This window comes from Serratia sp. ID 25-353, assembly GCF_054792795.1.
The window spans coordinates 1,241,893-1,261,888 of record NZ_CM139236.1 but is presented as its reverse complement, the minus strand read 5'-3'; the positions used below and the strand labels follow the sequence as shown (position 1 = coordinate 1,261,888).

At 60.9% G+C, this 19,996-nt stretch carries 18 protein-coding genes; 4 read left to right on the top strand and 14 right to left on the bottom strand.

The window, feature by feature from the left end:
* Positions 1 to 84: 84 nt before the first annotated feature.
* The 6 genes from ompC to ACYF6X_RS05980 all read right to left on the bottom strand — a co-directional run bounded on the left by ompC (position 85) and on the right by ACYF6X_RS05980 (position 7,896).
* Positions 85 to 1,167: a porin OmpC gene (gene ompC / locus ACYF6X_RS06005; RefSeq protein WP_046687263.1), complete on the bottom strand. Its 1,083-nt coding sequence runs from the start codon at positions 1,165 to 1,167 to the stop codon at positions 85 to 87.
* A 568-nt stretch (positions 1,168 to 1,735) separates the two neighbouring features.
* Complete coding sequence (astE, locus tag ACYF6X_RS06000) at positions 1,736 to 2,719, bottom strand: succinylglutamate desuccinylase (protein WP_063990196.1); 984 nt, start codon at positions 2,717 to 2,719, stop codon at positions 1,736 to 1,738.
* A gap of 10 nt (positions 2,720 to 2,729) precedes the next feature.
* Entirely contained in the window at positions 2,730 to 4,070 is a 1,341-nt protein-coding gene (gene astB, locus ACYF6X_RS05995) for an N-succinylarginine dihydrolase (protein ID WP_130018753.1), read from the bottom strand.
* Positions 4,071 to 4,122: 52 nt separating this feature from the next.
* Positions 4,123 to 5,595 carry a succinylglutamate-semialdehyde dehydrogenase gene (gene astD, locus ACYF6X_RS05990; RefSeq protein WP_130018754.1) on the bottom strand — a complete coding sequence of 491 codons (1,473 nt, stop codon included), beginning with the start codon at positions 5,593 to 5,595 and terminating at the stop codon, positions 4,123 to 4,125.
* Positions 5,595 to 6,629, bottom strand: coding sequence for an arginine N-succinyltransferase (gene astA / locus ACYF6X_RS05985; protein WP_130018752.1), 1,035 nt, complete (start codon positions 6,627 to 6,629; stop codon positions 5,595 to 5,597). The genes astD and astA overlap by 1 nt, the downstream gene beginning before the upstream one ends.
* 52 nt (positions 6,630 to 6,681) lie before the next feature.
* On the bottom strand, positions 6,682 to 7,896 hold the full coding sequence (locus ACYF6X_RS05980; RefSeq protein ID WP_063990198.1) for an aspartate aminotransferase family protein: 1,215 nt from the start codon (positions 7,894 to 7,896) through the stop codon (positions 6,682 to 6,684).
* A gap of 665 nt (positions 7,897 to 8,561) precedes the next feature.
* On the opposite strand from ACYF6X_RS05980, the gene ACYF6X_RS05975 reads away from it, so the two are divergent.
* Positions 8,562 to 9,536, top strand: coding sequence for an alpha/beta hydrolase (locus ACYF6X_RS05975; protein WP_460925285.1), 975 nt, complete (start codon positions 8,562 to 8,564; stop codon positions 9,534 to 9,536).
* 2 nt (positions 9,537 to 9,538) lie between these two features.
* On the opposite strand, the gene ACYF6X_RS05970 is transcribed toward ACYF6X_RS05975, so the two are convergent.
* The 6 genes from ACYF6X_RS05970 to ACYF6X_RS05945 all read right to left on the bottom strand — a co-directional run bounded on the left by ACYF6X_RS05970 (position 9,539) and on the right by ACYF6X_RS05945 (position 16,701).
* The gene (locus ACYF6X_RS05970; RefSeq protein WP_130018750.1) at positions 9,539 to 10,507 is read right to left on the bottom strand and encodes an ABC transporter ATP-binding protein; all 969 of its coding nucleotides are present in this window, start codon (positions 10,505 to 10,507) and stop codon (positions 9,539 to 9,541) included.
* Positions 10,497 to 11,483: an ABC transporter ATP-binding protein gene (locus ACYF6X_RS05965; RefSeq protein ID WP_130018749.1), complete on the bottom strand. Its 987-nt coding sequence runs from the start codon at positions 11,481 to 11,483 to the stop codon at positions 10,497 to 10,499. Before ACYF6X_RS05965 ends, ACYF6X_RS05970 begins: the two co-directional genes overlap by 11 nt.
* Positions 11,480 to 12,430 (bottom strand): oligopeptide ABC transporter permease, encoded by a 951-nt coding sequence (gene opp4C / locus ACYF6X_RS05960; protein ID WP_063990202.1) that lies wholly within the window; start codon positions 12,428 to 12,430, stop codon positions 11,480 to 11,482. Before opp4C ends, ACYF6X_RS05965 begins: the two co-directional genes overlap by 4 nt.
* 4 nt (positions 12,431 to 12,434) lie before the next feature.
* On the bottom strand, positions 12,435 to 13,391 hold the full coding sequence (locus ACYF6X_RS05955) for an ABC transporter permease (RefSeq protein WP_048234726.1): 957 nt from the start codon (positions 13,389 to 13,391) through the stop codon (positions 12,435 to 12,437).
* A gap of 48 nt (positions 13,392 to 13,439) precedes the next feature.
* On the bottom strand, positions 13,440 to 15,095 hold the full coding sequence (locus tag ACYF6X_RS05950) for an ABC transporter substrate-binding protein (RefSeq protein WP_063990203.1): 1,656 nt from the start codon (positions 15,093 to 15,095) through the stop codon (positions 13,440 to 13,442).
* 187 nt (positions 15,096 to 15,282) lie between these two features.
* Positions 15,283 to 16,701: an aminotransferase-like domain-containing protein gene (locus tag ACYF6X_RS05945; protein WP_107226590.1), complete on the bottom strand. Its 1,419-nt coding sequence runs from the start codon at positions 16,699 to 16,701 to the stop codon at positions 15,283 to 15,285.
* Positions 16,702 to 16,845: 144 nt separating this feature from the next.
* On the opposite strand from ACYF6X_RS05945, the gene ACYF6X_RS05940 reads away from it, so the two are divergent.
* From ACYF6X_RS05940 to ACYF6X_RS05930, 3 genes are read left to right on the top strand one after another with little or no spacing between them, the layout of a single operon-like run.
* Positions 16,846 to 18,246, top strand: coding sequence for a cytochrome ubiquinol oxidase subunit I (locus tag ACYF6X_RS05940; RefSeq protein WP_130018768.1), 1,401 nt, complete (start codon positions 16,846 to 16,848; stop codon positions 18,244 to 18,246).
* A gap of 2 nt (positions 18,247 to 18,248) precedes the next feature.
* Complete coding sequence (gene cydB, locus ACYF6X_RS05935) at positions 18,249 to 19,256, top strand: cytochrome d ubiquinol oxidase subunit II (protein ID WP_406879990.1); 1,008 nt, start codon at positions 18,249 to 18,251, stop codon at positions 19,254 to 19,256.
* 14 nt (positions 19,257 to 19,270) lie between these two features.
* A complete protein-coding gene (locus tag ACYF6X_RS05930; protein WP_071605360.1) occupies positions 19,271 to 19,423 on the top strand; it encodes a DUF2474 domain-containing protein in 153 nt (50 codons plus the stop codon).
* 9 nt (positions 19,424 to 19,432) lie between these two features.
* On the opposite strand, the gene ACYF6X_RS05925 is transcribed toward ACYF6X_RS05930, so the two are convergent.
* Both ACYF6X_RS05925 and ACYF6X_RS05920 read right to left on the bottom strand, forming a co-directional pair.
* The gene (locus tag ACYF6X_RS05925) at positions 19,433 to 19,699 is read right to left on the bottom strand and encodes a hypothetical protein (RefSeq protein WP_055313318.1); all 267 of its coding nucleotides are present in this window, start codon (positions 19,697 to 19,699) and stop codon (positions 19,433 to 19,435) included.
* Entirely contained in the window at positions 19,696 to 19,920 is a 225-nt protein-coding gene (locus tag ACYF6X_RS05920) for a hypothetical protein (protein ID WP_025303190.1), read from the bottom strand. Before ACYF6X_RS05920 ends, ACYF6X_RS05925 begins: the two co-directional genes overlap by 4 nt.
* Positions 19,921 to 19,996 lie beyond the last annotated feature (76 nt).

The following is a 19,996-nucleotide window of genomic DNA, read 5'->3' as shown; positions in this document are numbered from 1 at the left end:
CTCCTTTGTCAGCAAGCTAAGGCAGGGCTTACGCCCTGCCTGATTACCAATCCCGACACAGGATGAAGGTAATGAAATTGCCGCTTAGAAGCGATACGTCAAGCTGACGGCAACGATATCATCGTTGGCCAGTTTCAGTTTGTTATCGTCGCTCAGCTGGTTGATTTGATAATCGACGTAGGTGTACATATTTTTGTTGAAGTAGTAAGTCGCCCCCACTTCCACGTATTTCACCAGGTCGGCATCACCGATCCCTTCGATATCCTTGCCTTTGGACTGCACGTAGGCCACGGAAGGACGCAGGCCGTTCTCGAATTGATACTGGGCCACAACTTCGAAGTTTTGCGTTTTATTGGCGAAGCCGGAAGTGCCATTGACGCTGATCGGCGTCATGTTACGGGTTTCGGCATACATCGCAGCCAGGTAAACCTGGTTGGCGTCGTATTTCACCGCGGTGGTCCAGGCAGTGGCGCTGTCGCCCTTACCATACTGCAGCTCTTTCTGCTTGCTGGTGCGGTTGGAGTCAGAGAACGCCGCCGCTACGCCGATGCCGGAACCGCCGATGTCCTGGTAGTCCAGAGACAGGCCGTAACCGTCGCCGTTTTGCTTGGTCACGCTGCGGCCGTCGCCGTCGTTTTTACCCTGGTACTGCACCGCCAGGTTCAGGCCTTCCACCAAGCCGAAGAAATCACGGTTACGGTAGGTGGCCAAACCGTTGGAACGGGCGGTCATAAAGTTATCGGTATAGCTGTAGGAGTCGCCGCCGAACTCCGGCAGCATGTCGGTGTAAGCCTCGGCATCATAGACCACACCGTAGTTACGGCCGTAGTCGAAAGAACCGTAGTTGCCGAACTTCAGCCCCGCGAAGCCCAGACGCGTTTTGGTGCCGGCGGTGCCCTGCGCTTCGTCGTGATTGGCCTGGACGTTATATTCCCACTGGCCGTAACCGGTCAACTGGTCATTGATTTGCGTTTCGCCTTTGAAGCCCAGACGAACATAGGTCATATCGCCGTCGTTGGATTTACTGTCGCTGAAATAATGCTTGGCGTTAACACGGCCGTACAGGTCGAGTTTATTGCCATCCTTATTGTAGATTTCAGCCGCGTTGGCGAAGGAGGTGATCGCCCCGAGGGCGACAGCTAAGGCTAATACACTGCGTTTCATCATTTATTTTCCTAGATATTATAATTAGAACCCTGCCCGTCACGCCCAATTTATAATTTGGGCTGTGATTTTATCTTTTGGTATTTTATGAGCTCCCCTAATGCGGGGGTGATGTGACATTAGCATCATGAATCAAAACTTAAAATCAAAAAGTTCATGAAACAACGAGGAGAAAGCATGTTTATTTGTAACCAAATATTACAAAAAAGAAATCACCCAACCCATTGAATATAAGAATATTTTATCACATAAGTTATAACCAAAATGGTGCATCGCACCAAAATAGTGCATTTAGGTTTCGTTTTGCGTGCTTTCTGCGCGATTCAAAAGTAACAACAAAATTAGCATGGTTATTAAAAACGTTACTTATTTCACATTTTTATCTTAACAAACTCACCAGGCAATTAAGGCCTTCAGCTAATCATCTGACGCTGCCTTTTATTCATTCGCATAAATGAATATCTTCGGAACGAATAAAATTCGCCTTACTGCAATTAAAATAGCGGGAAATAGCAGAGTAAAATAATGAAGGGAATAACGGCGGCGCGCTGACGGCACCGCCGTGGATAAATCAATACAGCGTAGAGCGGGAAACCTCGTTCAACAACATACCGGCGCGCAGGCCCAGCGCCACATTGGGGTTAGGGAACAGTATCCACGCCCCCTCTGGGCCAACGCGATAGTCCTCCTGAGGCTGCTCGCACAGCAACATGCCCGGCTTCAGTTCGGTGAAATTGGCCGTGTCATCATCCAGGTACAGCTTGAAATCTTCGCTGTGCTTGATCAACGAGTGCATCACGCGGAAAACTCGAATCTCGTCGCCCGCACGCGCCGGCAATGCCCCCTCGCTGACCGCCGCCCGCAGAGCGCGATCGATGGCGGCGAACTGCTGCAGATCGTTGCTGCCGAACGGCCGCGCTTTGCCCAGCTCGAGCGTACAGCTCGCCGCATTGAGATGTTCACTGGAGTAATGGCTAAAAGTCCCGCCCGGTGCGCTGTGCACCACCAGCGCATCCAAATCGGCGGCATCCAACAGCTTTAACATCGGCTCACTGTACGGGCGTTTCTGGAAGGGCAAAATGCCGAAGCGTGGCAACCGCGATTCACGGATGGCGGTGTGCAAATCGTAATGGAAGCGCGCCGCCTGTTCCCCATCGAAAAAGGCGGCAAGCGCACGCTCCAACTGCTGCGCGCGCACGGTTTCGCCGCTGGCGGCGAAGTTGCGGTAGCGGCCGCCGAACATGCGGTTCATATCGCTGTGCAGATAACGCTTGCCGGCCCGCATCGCCGCCGGGTTGCCCAGCACCACCAACAGCCGCACCCTCAGCGGCAACCGGCCGGCCAGCAGATCACCGACCAACTGATTGAGCAGTTCGATCGGCGCGGTTTCGTTGCCGTGCACGCCCGCCGACATCACCATCGCCTGGCGGTAAGGCTGCCGCGGCGTGAGCTCCAGCACCCCTTCCCCCTGCCAGCGCCAGCGCAGCAATGGCGTTTCACCCTGCCATTCGACAGGTTCGTTCCCTTCCAGCGTCAGGGGCAGTAGATCGATCATGCCGCCTCCCTTAGCGTTGGAATGGATAGATGGAACCAAGTCCGAGGATCGACGTCAGCGAATCCAGCGCCTCGCGCCCTTCGCGCAGCAGCAGCGGATCGGCCAGGTCATCCTGCGTCAGGCGATCGCGGTAATGGCGATCGACCCATTCGTTCAACGTTGTGAACAGCCGCTCGTTCATCATCACGCGCGGATTCACCGCCCGCAGCTCCTGCTCGTTAAGCGCCACCCGCAGCCGCAGGCAGGCCGGGCCGCCGCCGTTGCGCATGCTTTCGCGCAGGTCAAACACGCGGATTTCATCGATCGGGCCACCGCTGCCGACCATGTCGTTCAGATAACGCCACACGCCGGCGTGCTGGCGCGACTCTTCCGGCACCACGATCATCATCTTGCCGTTCGGCTTGGTAAGAATTTGGCTGTTGAACAGGTAGGTCGCCACCGCGTCCGCCACCGAGACGCGCTCCGTCGGCACTTCTATCGCCACCAGCTCGCTGTCCAGCGTCGCCATCTTGCGGCGCACTTCATCCAGCGCCTGTTGCTGGCGGTAAAACGCCTGCTGATGGTGGAACAGCACGTTCTGGTTGCTGACCGCAATCACGTCGTTATGGAACACGCCCTGATCGATCACCGCCGGGTTTTGCTGCACAAAGACCGTATGCTGCTCGTCCAACTGGTGCAGGCGAGCGATCGCCTCGCCGGCTTCGCGCGTCTGGCGCGCCGGATAACGCGCCGGTGCCGTTTCGCCGCCGAACTCCTGCCGACCGTAGACAAACACCTGCACGCTGCGCCTGGCGTAGTCGCCGCCCAAACGGTTGTGGTTGGCCGCCCCTTCGTCACCGAACAACGCCACCTGCGGCAGCGCCTCGTGGTGGGCGAAATGCCGATCGTCGCTGAACATCGCCCGCAATACGGCGGTGGTGATTTCCGCTTCAATGGCGCGGTGGAATTTGTTATTCAGGTTGGCGGCGGTGAAATGCACCTTGCCGTCGGCGCTGTCCGCCGAGGGCGACACGGTGGCCGCATTGGCGGTCCACATGCACGACGCCGAGCTGAGCGCCGACAGCAGGCGCGGCGACTGACGCATCGCCTGTGCCAGCACCGCCTCATCGCTGCCGCTGAAGCCCAGGCGACGCAGCATCGGCAAATGTGGCCGTTCCTGCGGCGGCAATACCCCTTGCTGGAAACCGAGATCGGCCAGCGCCTTCATTTTCAGCAAGCCTTGTTTCGCCGCCAGCTTCGGGTTCGATACGCTGTTTTGATGCTGCGTCGACGCCTCGTTGCCGAACGACAGCCCGGCATAGTGGTGCGTCAGCCCCACCAAACCGTCGAAATTGACTTCATATCCTGACATGTTCATCCCCTGGGGATAGCGTGCGGCGGCGCCATCGCGCCGCCGCAGACGATTAACGGAACGACAAGCCCGGCGAGAGCGTCGCCGGCAGCGACAGGCTTTCGCTTTCCAGCGACGCCATCGGCCAGGCGCAATAGTCCGCCGCATAGAAGGCGCTTGGGCGATGGTTGCCGGAGGCGCCCACGCCACCAAACGGCGCCGCGCTGGACGCCCCGGTCAGCGGCTTATTCCAGTTGACGATACCGGCGCGCGCTTCCAGCAGCAATCGCTCGAACAGCTCGCGCTGCGGCGATACCAGCCCCACCGACAGGCCGTAGCGCGTCCGGTTGGCCAGCTGCAGCGCCTCGTCGAAATCGCGGTAACGCACGATGGTGGTCAACGGCCCGAAGTACTCTTCGTCCGGTACGCCGGCCACGCCGGTCAGATCGACGATGCCCGGGCTGAGCAGCGAGCTGCCCGGCTCCAGCAGGCGCAGGGTCAGCAGTGACTTGCCGCCCAGCGCCAGCAAGTGCTGCTGCGCTTTCAGCATGTTTTCCGCCGCGGCTGCCGACACCACCCCGCCCATGAACGGCTGCGGTTCGGCATCCCAGCGGCCGACCCGCAGTTCACCCGCCACCTGGACCAGACGCGCGATAAAGGCATCGCCTTCCGCCCCCTGCTTCACCAGAATGCGACGCGAACAGGTGCAGCGTTGGCCGGCGGAGATAAACGCCGATTGGATAGCCAGGTTGACCGCCGCATCGCGATCGTCGAAACCGTCGACGATCAGCGCATTGTTGCCGCCCATCTCCAGCGCCAGGATCTTTTCCGGCTGCCCGGCCAATTGGCGATGCAGGTGATAGCCGGTGCCGGCGCTGCCGGTGAACAGCAGGCCATCGATATCCGCACTGGCCGCCAGCGCTTCGCCGGTTTCGCGGCCGCCTTGCACCAGATTGATCACCCCGTCCGGCAGGCCGGCCTGCAGCCACAGCTTCAGGGTCTCCTCGGCGGTCAGCGGCGTCAGCTCGCTCGGTTTGAATACCACGCAGTTACCGGCCAACAGCGCCGGCACGATATGGCCGTTCGGCAGGTGGCCAGGGAAGTTGTAAGGCCCGAACACCGCCAGCACGCCGTGCGGGCGATGGCGCAGCACCGAAGCGCCGTCGGCCATCGCCGTCTGGCTAAAGCCGGTACGCGTCTGATAGGCCTGCAGCGAAATACCCACCTTGCCGATCATCGCCTGAATTTCGGTCAGCGTTTCCCAGCGCGGTTTGCCGGTCTCGCGGCTGATGGTTTCCGCCAGCGACTGCTTGTGTTCTTCCAGCAAAACGGCGAAGCGTTTTACCAGCTGTTCGCGCTGCTCGAACGGCGTACGTGCCCAGGCCGGGAACGCGGCGCGTGCGGCCTCGCAGGCGGCGGCGACGTCGTCGGTATCGGCGGCGTTAGCGCGCCACAGCGGCTGGTTACCAACCGGATCGGCCTTGCCGAACTCGGCGCCGCGGCCTTGCCGCCAGACGCCGTTAATCAACAGTGCAGGATGGGACATCATGCTTTCTCCTGTGCAATAAGGGGGAGCACCCGCACCGGGCTGCCCTGCTCGACGCCCAGCGCCGCAGCGGTGGCGGCGTTGAGATGCAGGCGGTCATCATACAGTTCGGCATTGACCAACAGTGCGCGGTAGTGCTGATAGTTGTCGTTGGCCACCAGATGCACCGGCGCATCGGCGCACATCGGCGTGTCATCCAGTACCACTTTCACCAGGCGGCTCTGCTTCACCGCGCGGATGTGGTCGATCTCGGCTTCCAGCGTCGGGCCGCCGTCGAAAATATCGACGTAGCCCTGATAGCTCAGGCCTTCCGCTTCCAGCAATCGGCGCGCCGGCAGGGTTTGCGGATGCACCTCGCCGATCACTTTCTGCGCGTCTTCGGCCAGGAAATCGACATACAACGGGTGTTTCGGCATCAGCTCGGCGATAAACGCCTTTTGCCCGGTGCCGCTCAGGTAGTCCGCCTTGGCGAACTCGATGGAGAAGAAATGACGCCCGACGCTCTCCCAGAACGGCGATCGGCCGTTTTCATCGGAGAAACCGCGCATCTCGGCGATCAGGCGCCGGGAGAAACGCTCACGGAACGCGGCAATAAACAGGAAACGCACTTTCGACAGCAGCTTGCCGTTCTCGCCGTGACGATAATCCGGATCGAGGAACAGCGTGCACAGCTCCGAATGGCCGGTGTGGTCGTTGCTGAGGAACAGCGTCGGCACCGATTTATAGACGTTCAGCTGTTTGGAAGCGTGCACCTGCGTGCCGACGCGGAAACTGTACCAGGGTTCCGCCAGGCCGACGGCCACTTCGATCGCGCAGACCCCGACCACCTGACGGCGCTCGCTGTCTTCCAACACGAACAAATAACACTGGTCACTTTGCGGAAGTTCGCCTTGCCAGGTTTTTAACGCCCGCTCAATGCGTGCCGACAGGGTATCTTCATTTTGCGGCAGTGAAGTGAGACCGATGCCGGATTTACCGGCCAGCGTCAATAAATCCGCCAGATCGCGACGCTCTATAGGGCGAATAATCATCATAATGCGAACCTCTTCTGAATCAGGCTGCGCCGGTGAAGGCGCAGCCCGCTGATTAGCTGCAAATGCGCGCCACGGCGCGCGCGAATCGCGCCAGCCCCTCTTTCACATCCTGCTCAGGGATGATCAGCGACGGCGTGAAACGCACCACGTCCGGACCGGCGATCAGCGCGATAACGCCTTCTTCGTTCGCCAGTTGGGTGATCTGCTTCGCTTTGCCGGCATAGTCTTTCGTCAATTGGCAGCCGATCAGCAAACCGCCGCCGCGGATCTCGGCGAAGATCGGGTACTGGCGGTTGATGTCGTTCAATCCGTCGATAAACCACTGGTGACGCTGTTTGACGCCTTCCAGCACTTCCGGGGTGTTGATGATGGAGAACACTTCCCCCGCCACCGCCGTCGCCAGTGGGTTGCCGCCGTAGGTAGTGCCATGGGTGCCGACGCCCAGCGTTTTCGCCAGCGCATCGGTGGTCAGCATGGCACCGATAGGGAAGCCGCCGCCCAGCGCTTTGGCGGTGGTCAGCACGTCCGGCACCACGCCGTACTGCATGTAGGCATACAGATGGCCGGTGCGGCCGACGCCGGTTTGCACTTCATCGAAGATCAGCAGCGCATTATGACGATCGCACAGCTCACGCAGCCCCTGCAGGAAACTGGCTTCCGCCGGCAGCACGCCGCCTTCGCCCTGGATCGGCTCGACGATCACCGCACAGGTGCGATCGTTGATAAGCTCGGCCGCCGCGGCCAGATCGTTATACGGCGTATGGGTGATCCCGCCCGGCAGCGGCGCAAAATCCTGCGAATATTTTGGCTGGCCGCCGGCGGACACGGTAAACAGCGTGCGGCCGTGGAACGCGTTGTTGAACGCCACAATCTGATCTTTACCGGCGCCGTGCTGGTCGTGCGCATGTTTGCGCGCCAGTTTCAGCGCCGCTTCGTTGGCTTCAGCGCCCGAGTTACAGAAGAACACCTTGTCGGCGAAGGTGGCGTCGATCAGCTTTTTAGCCAGGCGCAGCACCGGTTCGTTGGTATAGCCATTGCCCAGATGCCACAGTTTGCCCGCCTGCTCCACCAGCGCCGCCTTGACCGCCGGGTGCGCATGCCCCAACGCGTTAACCGCGATGCCGCCGGCGAAATCGATGTAAGACTTACCCTGCTGATCCCACACCTGCGAGCCTTCTCCCCGCACCAGAATAAAATCGGCAGGGGCATAAACCGGGACCATCCAGTCATCGAAAGACTGGCGGGTAACTGCGATTGGCTGTTCCATAGTGACCTCATAATCTCAGCAAAGGCTGAATTTTGACTGTAAGGGCCGTTCAAGCCCGGTTAGGCCGCCACAATGCAAAAAAACCGTTGTTCAAAACCGACTTTTGCGGCGGAGAAAATGCTGTCCCTTACCGCTGATTTAGAAACAAATCTGTTACATAAAATCGGTTTTTCACTATTTATGGCGTATATCCGGTCCCTGAGCGGGAAGTAAATGTTAACGAGCAGTTAAAATACATGTCGTTTGATAAAGAGTGTAGAGCAGCTATCGTGCCAAAACGGGATTTTTGCCGGATTTTGCCATTTTTTTCGTTAAAACAACGGCTTATAATGAATATTTATTCATTTTCTATGCATTGGTAATGCATAAATTAAAAAATAAGGCCTAAAATCATCATTGCGCGCGAAATCCTATTCAATTACGAAAAACTTCAGGATTTCTGATCAGGCTCGCAAAAAAAATTTCACCCCATTTGCTCGCTATCACACTTTTTGCCCCTATCGGGTGCAGCGGTGCGCCAGAAAGGTGCAACGCGGCAGCGACGCAGAGATCTCCCCCGCCATGCTCCCGAAAAAGGACCGCGCTAACCGCGGCTCCTGCTTTGTGCGCCAGCGACTACACTGTGATCCTGACCGCCCCTTCTCTTCTGCGCACAAGGAGTCACCATGCCCAAGAAAACCGTCGATCTCAGCCAGCCGCACGCCCAGCACGACATCCGCGCGTTTCTCGACGCGCTGAATGCCGGCGGCGGTAAACCCATGGAGCAGATGAAGCCCAAAGAAGCGCGCCGGGTTTTGGAGGACGCGCAACGCAGCGTCGAGGTGCCGCTGCGCGAGGTCGAGATCAGCGAGAAGAGCATTCACGTAGAAGGTCAGGATATTCTGCTGCAGCTGGTGCGGCCGGCCAGGGTCAAAGAGGCGCTGCCGGTATTCATGTTCTTCCACGGCGGTGGCTGGGTGCTGGGCGATTTTCCCACCCATGAACGGTTGGTGCGCGATCTGGTGCACAGTTCAGGCGCGGCGGCGGTGTTCGTCAACTATCCCCGCTCACCGGAGGTGCGCTACCCTGAGGCGATTAACCTGGCTTACGCCGCCACCGAATGGGTGGCCGAGTACGGCGAGAAGATCAACGTCGATGGTTCACGGCTGGCAGTGGTCGGCAACAGCGCCGGCGGCAATATGGCGGCGGTGGTCAGCCTGATGGCCAAAGAGAAAGGCGTACCGGCGCTGCGTTGCCAGATCCTGCTGTGGCCCGTCACCCGCGCCCAGTTTGATACCGACTCCTATCATCAGTTCGCCGAAGGCCATTTCCTGACCCGCAACATGATGAAGTGGTTTTGGGACAGCTACGCGCCCGATAAGGCGCAGCGCAAAGACATCTACGCTTCGCCGCTCAACGCCACGCCGGAACAGCTGCGGGGTTTGCCGCCGGCGCTGGTGCAAACCGCCGAGCTGGACGTGCTGCGCGATGAGGGCGAAGCCTACGCGCGTCTACTCGATGCCGCCGGCGTCGAGGTCACCGCCACCCGCTATAACGGGCTGATCCACGACTACGGCCTGTTGAATCCGCTCGCCCACGTCCCGGCGGTGCATTCGGCGATCCATCAGGCCGGACGCGCGTTGAAGCATTACCTGTCCTGACGCTAGCCGACCACATGGCACGCCACCTGATGACCGGGCGCCACGCTGCGCAGGTGTGGCGCCTGTTCGCGGCACTGCGCCGTGGCCAGCGGGCAGCGAGGATGGAAACGGCAGCCGTGCGGCGGGTTGGCGGGATTCGGCGGTTCGCCGCTTGCCGCCCGCGGCGGCAAGCGATACGCATCCAGCGTCGGCACCGCCGCCAGCAAGGCCTGCGTGTAGGGATGCAGCGGCCGGCGAAATAACGCATCGCGGTCGGCGCTCTCGACGATTTGCCCCAGGTACATCACCGCCACGTCCTGACACAGATGCTCTACCACGCCGAGATCGTGCGAAATAAACAGCAGCGTCACCCCCTGCCGTTCCTGCAAATCGGAAAACAGATTGATGATCTGCGCCTGAATCGACACGTCGAGCGCCGATATCGGTTCGTCGGCGACGATAAACTCCGGCTGCAGGATCAGCGCGCGTGCGATGCCGATACGCTGGCGCTGGCCGCCGGAAAACTCATGCGGAAACCGCCCGTAATGCTGTGGAGACAGCCCGCAGATCGACAGGGTATCGAGCACCCGCTCGCGCAGTTCCGCCTTGCTCGCCAGGCCGTGCTGCAACAGCGCTTCGCCGATGGCGTCGCCCACGCGCAGACGCGGATTCAGCGAGCTGTACGGATCCTGAAACACCAGCTGCATTTTCTGCCGCAGGGCGCGCAACGCCTCTTTGCTCAGGCTATCCAACGCCTGCCCTTTGAACATCACCTCACCGGCGGTTTTGTCGTGCAGGCCAAGCAGCGTGCGGCCGACGGTGGTTTTGCCGCTACCGGACTCGCCCACCAGCCCGAAAATGCGGCCCTTGCGAATGCTGAAGCTGACGTCGTCCACCGCCTTCAGCTGGCCGGTGGTTCGCCCGAACAGCCCATCGCGCAGCGGGAAATATTTCTTTAATCCTTTCACTTCCACCAGAGGTTCAGTCGACATGGGGGCGCCCTCCGGCGTTGAGGAAACAGGCGGACTGGCGCTGTGGTGTGCCGTACAGCGGCGGGATGCCATCGCGGCAGCGAGCGGAGGCCTGCGCACAACGCTCGGCAAACGCACAGTGTTCAGGCAAGCGCGCCAGATCCGGCACCTGGCCGGGAATGGAATACAGGCGGCGGAGCCGCTGGCCCGGCACCGGCCGCGAGGCGATCAGCCCCTGAGTATAAGGATGCCGCGGCTCGGCCAACACTTCCCGCGTCGTGCCCTGCTCGACGACGCGCCCGGCGTACATCACCGCCAACCGATCCGCCATCTGGGCGATCACCCCAAGATCGTGGGTGATCAAAATCATCGCCATGTTGTGTCGCCGGCTCTGCTCGCGCAGCAACGCCAGGATCTGCGCCTGTACCGTGACGTCGAGCGCCGTGGTCGGCTCATCGGCGATCAGCAGCGCCGGACGGCATCCGATCGCCATGGCGATCATCACACGCTGCAGCATGCCACCAGACAGTTGATGCGGGTAGCAGCGCATCAGCGCCTCCGCACGCGCCAACCCCACTTCCGCCAGCCGTTGCACCGCCTGACCCCAGGCCGCTTTCGGCGACAGGGCCAGGTGGCGAATCAGCGGCTCCACCAACTGTTCGCCGAGGGTCAACACCGGATTGAGCGCGCTCATCGGTTCCTGAAAGATCATCGCCAGCCGGTTGCCGCGCAGATCGGCTATCTTTGATGCCCGCAGCGACAGCAGGTTCTGCCCTTCAAAGCGAATTTCACCGCCGTCTACCTGCGCGAGCGGCTGCGGCAACAGCCCCATCAGCGCCATGGCGGTCACGCTTTTGCCGCAGCCCGACTCGCCGACGATCCCCAGCGTTTGCCCGGCCAGCAGTTCCAGGCTGACCTGCTGCACCGCCCGCACCGGCCCTTGCTCTCCCTGAAACGACACCGACAGTCGATCGAACGCCACCAGCGGTTGACTCATCGTGTTACCCCGTTCATTTTCGGATCGAGCGCGTCCCGCAGGCCGTCGCCCAAGATATTGATCGCCACCACGGTGACGAAAATCGCCAGCCCCGGCGGCATCCACAGCCAGGGGCGGCGCTGAAAGTCGATCAGGCTGTTGGCGGCATCCATCATGTTGCCCCACGATGGCGTCGGCGGCACCACGCCCAGCCCGAGGTAGCTCAACGCCGATTCGCTGAGGATGGCGTTAGCCACCGCCATGGTGGCCACCACTACCAAAATCGGCACGGTGTTGGGCAGCAGATGGCCGAAAAGACGCCGACGGGTGGAGAGCCCCAGCACCTCGGTGGCCAGCATGAAATCCCGCTCGCGCAGCGACAGGATCTGGCCGCGCACCAGCCGCGCCAGCGACGGCCAGCCCAGCAGGCTCAGCATGATCATCACCATGTAGATGCGGTAGTCCGGCGAGACATCGAGCTCGGTCAGCATCGCCCCCATGATGATCAGCAGCGGCAGGCCGGGAATGGTCATCAGCAGATCGGCGAAGCGCATGATCAGCCGATCCGCCACGCCGCCCAGATAACCGGCAAGCGCACCCAGCACATAGCCCAGCGTCACCGACAGCAGCATCGACACCAGGCCGATGGTCAGCGATATCCGCCCCGCCAGCAGCAGCCGGGTGCAGATATCGCGGCCGAGAAAATCGGTGCCCAACCAGTGCGCGCCGCTCGGTGCCTGATTGATATTCAGCACATCGCCGGCGTCGTCGCGCCACGGCGACAGCGACGGCCCAATCAGGCACAGCAGCGCCAACAGCATCAGCAATGCCAGCGATATCATCGCCGGCCGGTGGCGGCGCAGCCGTCGCCAGGCCTGCGCGGCGGGCGGCGGCGACAGTTGCGCCAGTGCCGGCAGCTGCGCCTGGCGCCAGCGGCGACGGCGACCGAAAAACAACGTGGCCAACATAGCGTTACCTCAAGCGAATGCGCGGATCGGCGTAGGCGTACAGAATGTCCGCCAGCAGATTGCCGAGGATGGTCAGGGCCGCCAGAAACAGCGTGAACCCCATCAGTACCGGGTAATCACGCGCCGCCAGCGAATCGATATGGATATGCCCGGCGCCCGGCCAATTGAAGATTTTTTCGGTGATCAGCGCGCCGGAGAACAATCCCGGCAGCTCGAACCCCAGCAGGGTGACGATCGGCAGCAGCGCATTGCGCAGCGCGTGTTTGAGGATCACCGTTTTCTCCCTGAGCCCCTTGGCGCGCGCGGTGCGGATATAGTCCATGCGGATCACGTCCAGCATGCTGGCGCGGAAATAGCGCGTCAGGCTGCCGGCCTGCAACATCACCAGCGCCAGCACCGGCAGCAGCAGATGCGCCGCCACTTCCAGCGCCCAAGCCAGCCCGCTCGCCTCGCTGCCGGTGCGCAGCATGCCGCCCGCCGGTAACCAGTGCAGATCGACGGCGAACCATTTGATCAGCAGCAGACACAGAAAGAACGTCGGAAACGACATGGCGGCGAACACCGCCACGGTGATCAGATGATCGAACAGCGAATAGGGTTTCATCGCCGAGATCACCCCCACCGCCAGCGCAATGCCCCAATACAGCACCATCGCCACCGCCGCCAGCAGGAACGAGTTCCAGATGTATTGGTTAAGCAGCGTGCTGACCGGGATCTGATACTGCAGCGAAAAACCGAGATCGCCCTGCAGCAGCCGGCCGAGCCAGTGCAGGTAGCGGCTGAACAACGGCTGATCCAACCCGTACAGCGCCCGCAGCTCGGCAGCGCGTTGCGCGGTCAGGTTGATGTTGCCGTCGATAAAGTCGCCGGGCGCCAGGGCGAAGATGCAAAAAATCAGCAAGGAAGCCAACAGCAGCATCGGGATAGTCTGCAACAGACGGCGCAGGATAAAATTTCTCATCGCGATTTCCATCGCCGCCGCCCGGAGTGGCGCGGCGGCGTCAGGGCGTTACGGCGCCGGTTTGACGTTCGGCAGGCTGCCGACCAAGCCGTTGTAGATATCCGGTTTAAAGCCGGTGACGCGCGCGCTGCTGGCGCTCAAAATCTCGCGGTTGCCGAGCAGGATCACCGGCGGATCGTCCGCCAGCGCTTGATACAGCTGGTGGTACAGCGGCTTGCGCTGCGCGATATCCAGCGTGGCGTTGGCCCTGGCGATCAGCGCGTCTACCTGCGGGTTGTGATAACCGGTTTCGCTCTCGCTGCTGATGAAATCGCGCACGCCATCGTGCGGATCGTTCAGCGTACTGGTGCTGAGGGACGCCAGGTCGTAATTGCTCGCCTTACGTTGCGCCAGCAGCGCATTGAAATCCAGTACCTGTGGCTTGAGCACCACGCCGAGTCGGCGATAGTTATCCTTGGCGATCGGCACCAGTGCATCGTTGATCAGCTTTTTGGTCACCAGCAGCGTCAGCTCCAGTTTTTTACCGTCTTTTTGCCGAATGCCGTCCGCGCCCACTCGCCAACCGGCCTCGTCCAACAGCTTCCCGGCCTTGTCGAGATCGTAAGCGTAGGGATTGATGCCGTTCGCGTCATAAGCCCAAGAGATCGGCGAGATCGGTTGGTTGGCGACCTTGCCGTAACCCTGGTACACCACGGCGATCAGCCTTTGCCGATCCAGGCCGTAGATCAGCGCCTGACGCACCCGTTTGTCCTGCAGCGCCGGACGTCTGAGGTTGAAGTCGATGCGGCTGTAATCGCTTGAGCTGTAAAGGTTGATATTGGCGAAGCCGAGCAGTTTGAGCTGTTCGATATCGTCCGGCTTGGCGGTAAAAGCGTCGTAGTCGGTCTCACCGGTCTGGAACAGCTGGAAGTTGGTGGCCGGGTTGGTGACGCGGTAGATAAAGCGCGCCATCGGCGGCGCACCGAGGTAGAAGTTCGGGTTGGCGTGGAAGCGGATCTCCTGCCCCGGCACGTACTTGTCGTAAATATAGGGGCCGTTGCCGAGCGGCTTGCCGTTGAAGGCGCGTACGCCGTCAAGCTTGCCGCGCTGATAGTCTTTGCCGTAGTAAGCCCGCGACAGCACCGGGCCGCCGATCAGCTGCAGCGTAGTCGCGCCCGGTTGGGTGGTGACGATCTGAATGGTGCGATCGTCGATCACCTTCAGGCCGCTGATGCCGGCGGCGGTGCCGTTTTTATACTCGGCTCCACCCTGGATGTGCGCCGGCGTAATGTCGGTGTCGCCGTCATAGGCCGGATCGTGCAGCAGCGTCAGGGTAAAGGCGATATCGTCGGCCTTCAGCGGCGAGCCGTCGCTGTAGACCAGATTCGGCCGCAGCTTGATGGTGTAGGTCAGATTATCGGGGCTGACCTGCCAGGACTCCGCCAATCGCCCTTCCGGCTTGCCCTGGCTGTCCAGGCCGATCAGGCGGCTGAAGATCACGTCGGTCACGTTCTCGTCCCAGCCGTTGGTGAACAGATACGGGTTGAAAATCCCCTGCGGCTCCGAGATGCCTGCCACCACGGTGTCTTTGCGCAGCTTGGCGGCGGCCGGTACCTGAGCGGCGTCGCTGGCCGGCGTGATGCCTTCGCCCAGCGTTTCCGCCTGCGCGCCGGCGCTCAGCCCCAGCGCGCAGACCAACGCCAGCGGCGTCAGCCGATATCGCAACAGTTTGTTTAACCTATTTTTTATTCTGCTCACCCACAGCCCCTCGTCTTCCCGTTGATAAAAATGTGACAAAATTTATCGCAGAGTAATGGGCGGCTGGAGGGCTGTCTAACAACGAAACCGGCATTCCATTGCCGAAAAAAGCATTATGAATTTTTCTGGGGCGAAGCGCCGTGCAAAACGCGGTTCAGCCTGCCGCCGCCAGCCCCCGGATAAGTTTGGCTAAGGTTTTGATCGCCTCTTCAAAGCGGTCGTTCCATTCAAAAGAGGCGTTGAGGCGGAAGCAGTGGTTGAAATGGTCGCCGGTGGTGAACATGCGCCCCGGCGCGATGCTGATGCCCCGGGAAAGGGCCCGCCGGTACAGTTCCATCGACGACAGCGCCGGATCCAGCTCCAGCCACAGGAAGTAACCGCCGTCGGGCTGGCTGACCTTCACCGTCGGCGGGAAATGATGGGCAATCGCCTGACGCATCGCGCTTTGGCGCTGGGCCAGCAGGCGCCGCAGCCGCCGCAGATGGGTATCGTAGCCACCGTGCAGCAGATAATCCGCCAGCGCCATCTGGGTCGGCACGCTGGTGGAAACGGTGCTCATCAGCTGCAAACGCTGGATCTGCTGCGCATAACGCCCCGCCGCCACCCAGCCGACGCGAAAACCCGGCGCCAGGCATTTGGAAAACGACGAGCAGTGCAGGATCTGGCCGCCGCTGTCGAGCGCCTTGGCCGGCAGCGGCCGTTCCGCGCTGAAGTACAGCTCACCGTAAACGTCATCTTCAATCAGCGAAATCTGTCGGTCGCGCAACAGCGTCACCAGACGCTGCTTGTTGGCCTCCGGCAGGGTGGCGCCCTGCGGGTTTTGGAAGTGAGTCATCAGCCAGCAGGCTTTGATCGGATACTGTTCCACCGCCTGCTGCAGCGCGTCCAGATCGATACCGTCCTGCGGATGCGTGGCGATCGCCACCGCCTTTAACCGCAGGCGTTCCAGCGCCTGCAGCGCGCCGTAAAACGCCGGCGATTCGATCGCCACATAGTCGCCCGGCTGGGTCACCGCCTGCAGGCTGAGGCTGAGCGACTCCATCGCCCCGGCGGTGATGACGATTTCGTCCGGCGCAACCTGCATGCCGCTCAGCGCATAGCGTTGGGCGATGTGCCGCCGCAGCGCGTCGTTGCCCGGCGGCAGGTTGGCCAGCGAACTGTGCGGCGTGAACTTGCGCGCTACGCTGCTCAGCGCCCGCGCCAGCTTCGGCTGGGCGAACAGCGTGGCGTCGGGAAAGGCCGAACCGAAAGGCACGATATCCGGATCCTTGCAGGCCTGCAGCACGTCGAAAATAAAGGCGTTGATGTCTACCTGCTCGCTCAGCAACAGCTTCTCGCCACGCGAAGGCTGGGGCAGCGGCTGCGGACGCGCCGCCACGTAGTAGCCCGACTGCGGGCGGGCGACGATCCACCCCTGGCTCTCCAGCAGTTGATAGGACTGCACCACCGTCATCAGGCTCAGTCCGGCGCGTTTGCCGCTCTCGCGCAGCGAAGGCAGTTTGTCGCCCGCCCGCCACACCCGGTTCTGGATCTGTTCTCTAATCTGCTGCGCAAGCTGCTCGTATCGGGTCATAACCATTAACTGTTATATGAAAAAGTAAAATAACTGTCACTATTATAGTCACTGTACTCCGTGCTTAACTTAACGCCAAGTATTTCACATAAAAATGACAGCTATACTCAAGAGGTTAATTTATGTTCAACCCTAGGAGGCGCCATGCTGGGTCTTGATGCACTGGAACTCGCCAGAATACAGTTCGCCTTCACCGTGTCTTTCCATATCATCTTCCCCGCCATCACCATCGGTTTAGCCAGCTATCTGGCGGTGCTGGAAGGGTTATGGTTGAAAACGCACAATGAAGCCTACCGTGAGCTTTACCTCTTCTGGTCAAAGATTTTCGCCGTTAACTTCGGTATGGGCGTGGTGTCCGGGCTGGTGATGGCCTATCAGTTCGGCACCAATTGGAGCTTCTTCTCCGAGTTCGCCGGCAGCATTACCGGGCCGCTGCTGACCTATGAAGTGCTGACCGCCTTCTTCCTCGAAGCCGGTTTCCTCGGCGTGATGCTGTTCGGCTGGAACCGCGTCGGCCCCGGCCTGCACTTCTTCGCTACCTGCATGGTGGCGCTCGGCACGCTGATCTCCACCTTCTGGATCCTGGCCTCCAACAGCTGGATGCAGACGCCGCAGGGGCATGAAATCATCAACGGCCAGGTGGTACCGGTCGACTGGCTAAAGGTCATCTTTAACCCGTCCTTCCCGTACCGCCTGTTGCACATGTCCACCGCCGCCTTCCTCTCCTCGGCGTTCTTCGTCGGCGCGTCGGCCGCCTGGCATCTGCTGCGCGGCCGCGACACCCCGGCAATGCGCAAGATGCTGTCGATGGCGATGTGGATGGCGCTGATCGTCGCGCCGGTGCAGGCGCTGATCGGCGATGCGCACGGCCTGAATACGCTGAAACACCAGCCGGCGAAGATCGCCGCCATCGAAGGTCACTGGGAAAACCCGCCGGGCGAAGCCACGCCGCTGATCCTGGTCGGTTGGCCGGACATGCAGCGCGAAGAGACCCGCTTCAAGCTGGAGGTGCCGTACCTCGGCAGCCTGATCCTAACCCACAGCCTGACCGAGCAGGTGCCGGCGCTCAAATCCTTCCCGCCGGAAGATCGCCCCAACTCCACCGTGGTGTTCTGGTCGTTCCGCATCATGGTCGGGCTGGGCATGCTGATGATTCTGGCCGGGGTGTGGAGCCTGTGGCTGCGCTGGCGCGGCGGGCTGTATCAGTCGCGTCCGTTCCTGTACTTCATTTTGTGGATGGGTCCTTCCGGATTGCTGGCGCTGCTGGCGGGCTGGTTCACCACTGAGATCGGCCGCCAGCCGTGGGTGGTGTACGGCCTGCTGCGCACCAAGGACGCGGTCTCCGCGCACGGCGACCTGCACATGAGCATCAGCCTGCTGGCGTTCATCATCGTCTACTGCTCGGTGTTCGGCGTGGGGTATTCCTACATGATGCGCCTGATCCGCAAAGGGCCGCAGCCGCATGAACACCAAGAAGACAATACCGAGGGCCGGCCGGCGCGTCCGCTGTCCGCGGTCAACGACACTCTGGACGACAGGAGCTGAACATGGGTATCGATCTTCCGCTGATTTGGTTTATCATCATCGTGTTCAGCACCATGATGTACGTGGTGATGGACGGTTTCGACCTGGGCATCGGCATCCTGTTTCCGTGGGTGAAAGAGAGCGGCGACCGCGATCTGATGATGAATACCGTCGCCCCGGTGTGGGACGGCAATGAAACCTGGCTGGTGCTGGGCGGCGCCGCGCTGTTCGGCGCCTTCCCGCTGGCCTACTCGGTGATCCTCGACGCGCTGGCGATCCCGCTGACGCTGATGCTGATCGGGCTGATTTTCCGCGGCGTGGCCTTCGAGTTTCGCTTCAAGGCGAAGCCGGAGAAACGCCATATCTGGGACAAGGCGTTCATCTGGGGCTCAATCTTCGCCACCTTCAGCCAGGGTGTGGTGGTAGGCGCCGTGATCAATGGCTTCCCGGTCGAAGGCCGCACCTACGCCGGCGGCGCGCTGGACTGGCTGACGCCGTTCGCGCTGTTCTGCGGGCTGGGGCTGGTAGTGACCTACGCCCTGCTCGGCTGTACCTGGCTGGTGATGAAAACCGCCGGTGATCTGCAGGCGCGCATGTATCACCTGGCGACGCCGCTGCTGGCGATCCTGTTGCTGGTGCTGGCCGCGGTCAGTATCTGGACGCCGATCGCGCATCCAGAAATCGCCGCCCGCTGGTTTACGCTGCCGAACCTGTTCTGGCTGCTGCCGGTGCCGGTGCTGGTGCTGCTCAGCGCCTGGGGGATTCAACGCGGGGTAAAACGCGGCGCGCACTACTCGCCGTTCATGCTGACGCTGCTGCTGGTGTTCCTTGGCCTTAGCGGGCTTGGCATCAGCATCTGGCCGCACCTGATCCCGCCGGCCATCAGCCTGTGGGACGCCGCCGCCCCGCCGCAGAGCCTCGGTTTTATGCTGGTGGGCGCGCTGTTCATCATCCCGATCATTCTGGTCTACACCTTCTGGAGCTACTACGTGTTCCGCGGCAAGATCAGCCATGAACACGGCTATCACTGAGGAGGGAGGACGCTATGCAAGATAAAACGGCAACCGCTGCGCCGGCGCCCTGGTGGAAACGCATCGGTTGGCTGGTGATCATCTGGAGCGCCAGCGTGCTGGGGCTGTTCGTGGTCGCCTCGCTGTTCCGCCTGCTGATGACCGCGGCGGGCATGAAGTCGCATTGACGCGGCGCCTTATCTGGCCGCGCTGTTGGGAAAGTAGAAGGAAACCACCAGCGTGACCAGCGGCAAGGCGCCGATCTTCACCAGCTCGAACGCTTGTCTCAGCGCTTCATTTTTCTCCCAATACGCGTGGGCGGCGAATACGCCCACGCTGACCGCAAATATCCCGCACAGCACCTGGCGCGCCAGGCGCAGCCGCTCCATTTCGTCGAAGACCAAGACCTGCTCCAGATAAACCTGGCTGGCCTCATCGTGCAAATTACGGCTTTCGATGTTCATGGGAAGATCTCCACGACCCGCCCCACCGCTTCAAGCTGTTCACCCTTCTCCCGTACAATGCCAAGAGAAGTACCATCCTGTTTCATCCAGTACTTATCGGCAAGGGTAATCAGTGCAAACGCCATTTTGATTACCTCGGTTTTTTCCATCCCGTGACGCCGGGCAATATCGTTCAGATCATCATCAATTTTGTTCGATAACCGAATCGGCAAGCTGCGCATAGTCCACCTCCTGTGGCCGTTGATTCACAGGGGGAAAGTCTACTGGAAGGGCAAATATCGTTCAATTAGTGAACTG

Excerpts from the sequence above, each read along its gene's own strand:
- ompC (WP_046687263.1), bottom strand. The coding sequence starts at position 1,167 with ATGATGAAACGCAGTGTATTAGCCTTAGCTGTCGCCCTCGGGGCGATC.
- astE (WP_063990196.1), bottom strand. The coding sequence starts at position 2,719 with ATGATCGATCTACTGCCCCTGACGCTGGAAGGGAACGAACCTGTCGAA.
- astB (WP_130018753.1), bottom strand. The coding sequence starts at position 4,070 with ATGTCAGGATATGAAGTCAATTTCGACGGTTTGGTGGGGCTGACGCAC.
- astD (WP_130018754.1), bottom strand. The coding sequence starts at position 5,595 with ATGTCCCATCCTGCACTGTTGATTAACGGCGTCTGGCGGCAAGGCCGC.
- astA (WP_130018752.1), bottom strand. The coding sequence starts at position 6,629 with ATGATGATTATTCGCCCTATAGAGCGTCGCGATCTGGCGGATTTATTG.
- ACYF6X_RS05980 (WP_063990198.1), bottom strand. The coding sequence starts at position 7,896 with ATGGAACAGCCAATCGCAGTTACCCGCCAGTCTTTCGATGACTGGATG.
- ACYF6X_RS05975 (WP_460925285.1), top strand. The coding sequence starts at position 8,562 with ATGCCCAAGAAAACCGTCGATCTCAGCCAGCCGCACGCCCAGCACGAC.
- ACYF6X_RS05970 (WP_130018750.1), bottom strand. The coding sequence starts at position 10,507 with ATGTCGACTGAACCTCTGGTGGAAGTGAAAGGATTAAAGAAATATTTC.
- ACYF6X_RS05965 (WP_130018749.1), bottom strand. The coding sequence starts at position 11,483 with ATGAGTCAACCGCTGGTGGCGTTCGATCGACTGTCGGTGTCGTTTCAG.
- opp4C (WP_063990202.1), bottom strand. The coding sequence starts at position 12,430 with ATGTTGGCCACGTTGTTTTTCGGTCGCCGTCGCCGCTGGCGCCAGGCG.
- ACYF6X_RS05955 (WP_048234726.1), bottom strand. The coding sequence starts at position 13,391 with ATGAGAAATTTTATCCTGCGCCGTCTGTTGCAGACTATCCCGATGCTG.
- ACYF6X_RS05945 (WP_107226590.1), bottom strand. The coding sequence starts at position 16,701 with ATGACCCGATACGAGCAGCTTGCGCAGCAGATTAGAGAACAGATCCAG.
- ACYF6X_RS05940 (WP_130018768.1), top strand. The coding sequence starts at position 16,846 with ATGCTGGGTCTTGATGCACTGGAACTCGCCAGAATACAGTTCGCCTTC.
- cydB (WP_406879990.1), top strand. The coding sequence starts at position 18,249 with ATGGGTATCGATCTTCCGCTGATTTGGTTTATCATCATCGTGTTCAGC.
- ACYF6X_RS05930 (WP_071605360.1), top strand. The coding sequence starts at position 19,271 with ATGCAAGATAAAACGGCAACCGCTGCGCCGGCGCCCTGGTGGAAACGC.
- ACYF6X_RS05925 (WP_055313318.1), bottom strand. The coding sequence starts at position 19,699 with ATGAACATCGAAAGCCGTAATTTGCACGATGAGGCCAGCCAGGTTTAT.
- ACYF6X_RS05920 (WP_025303190.1), bottom strand. The coding sequence starts at position 19,920 with ATGCGCAGCTTGCCGATTCGGTTATCGAACAAAATTGATGATGATCTG.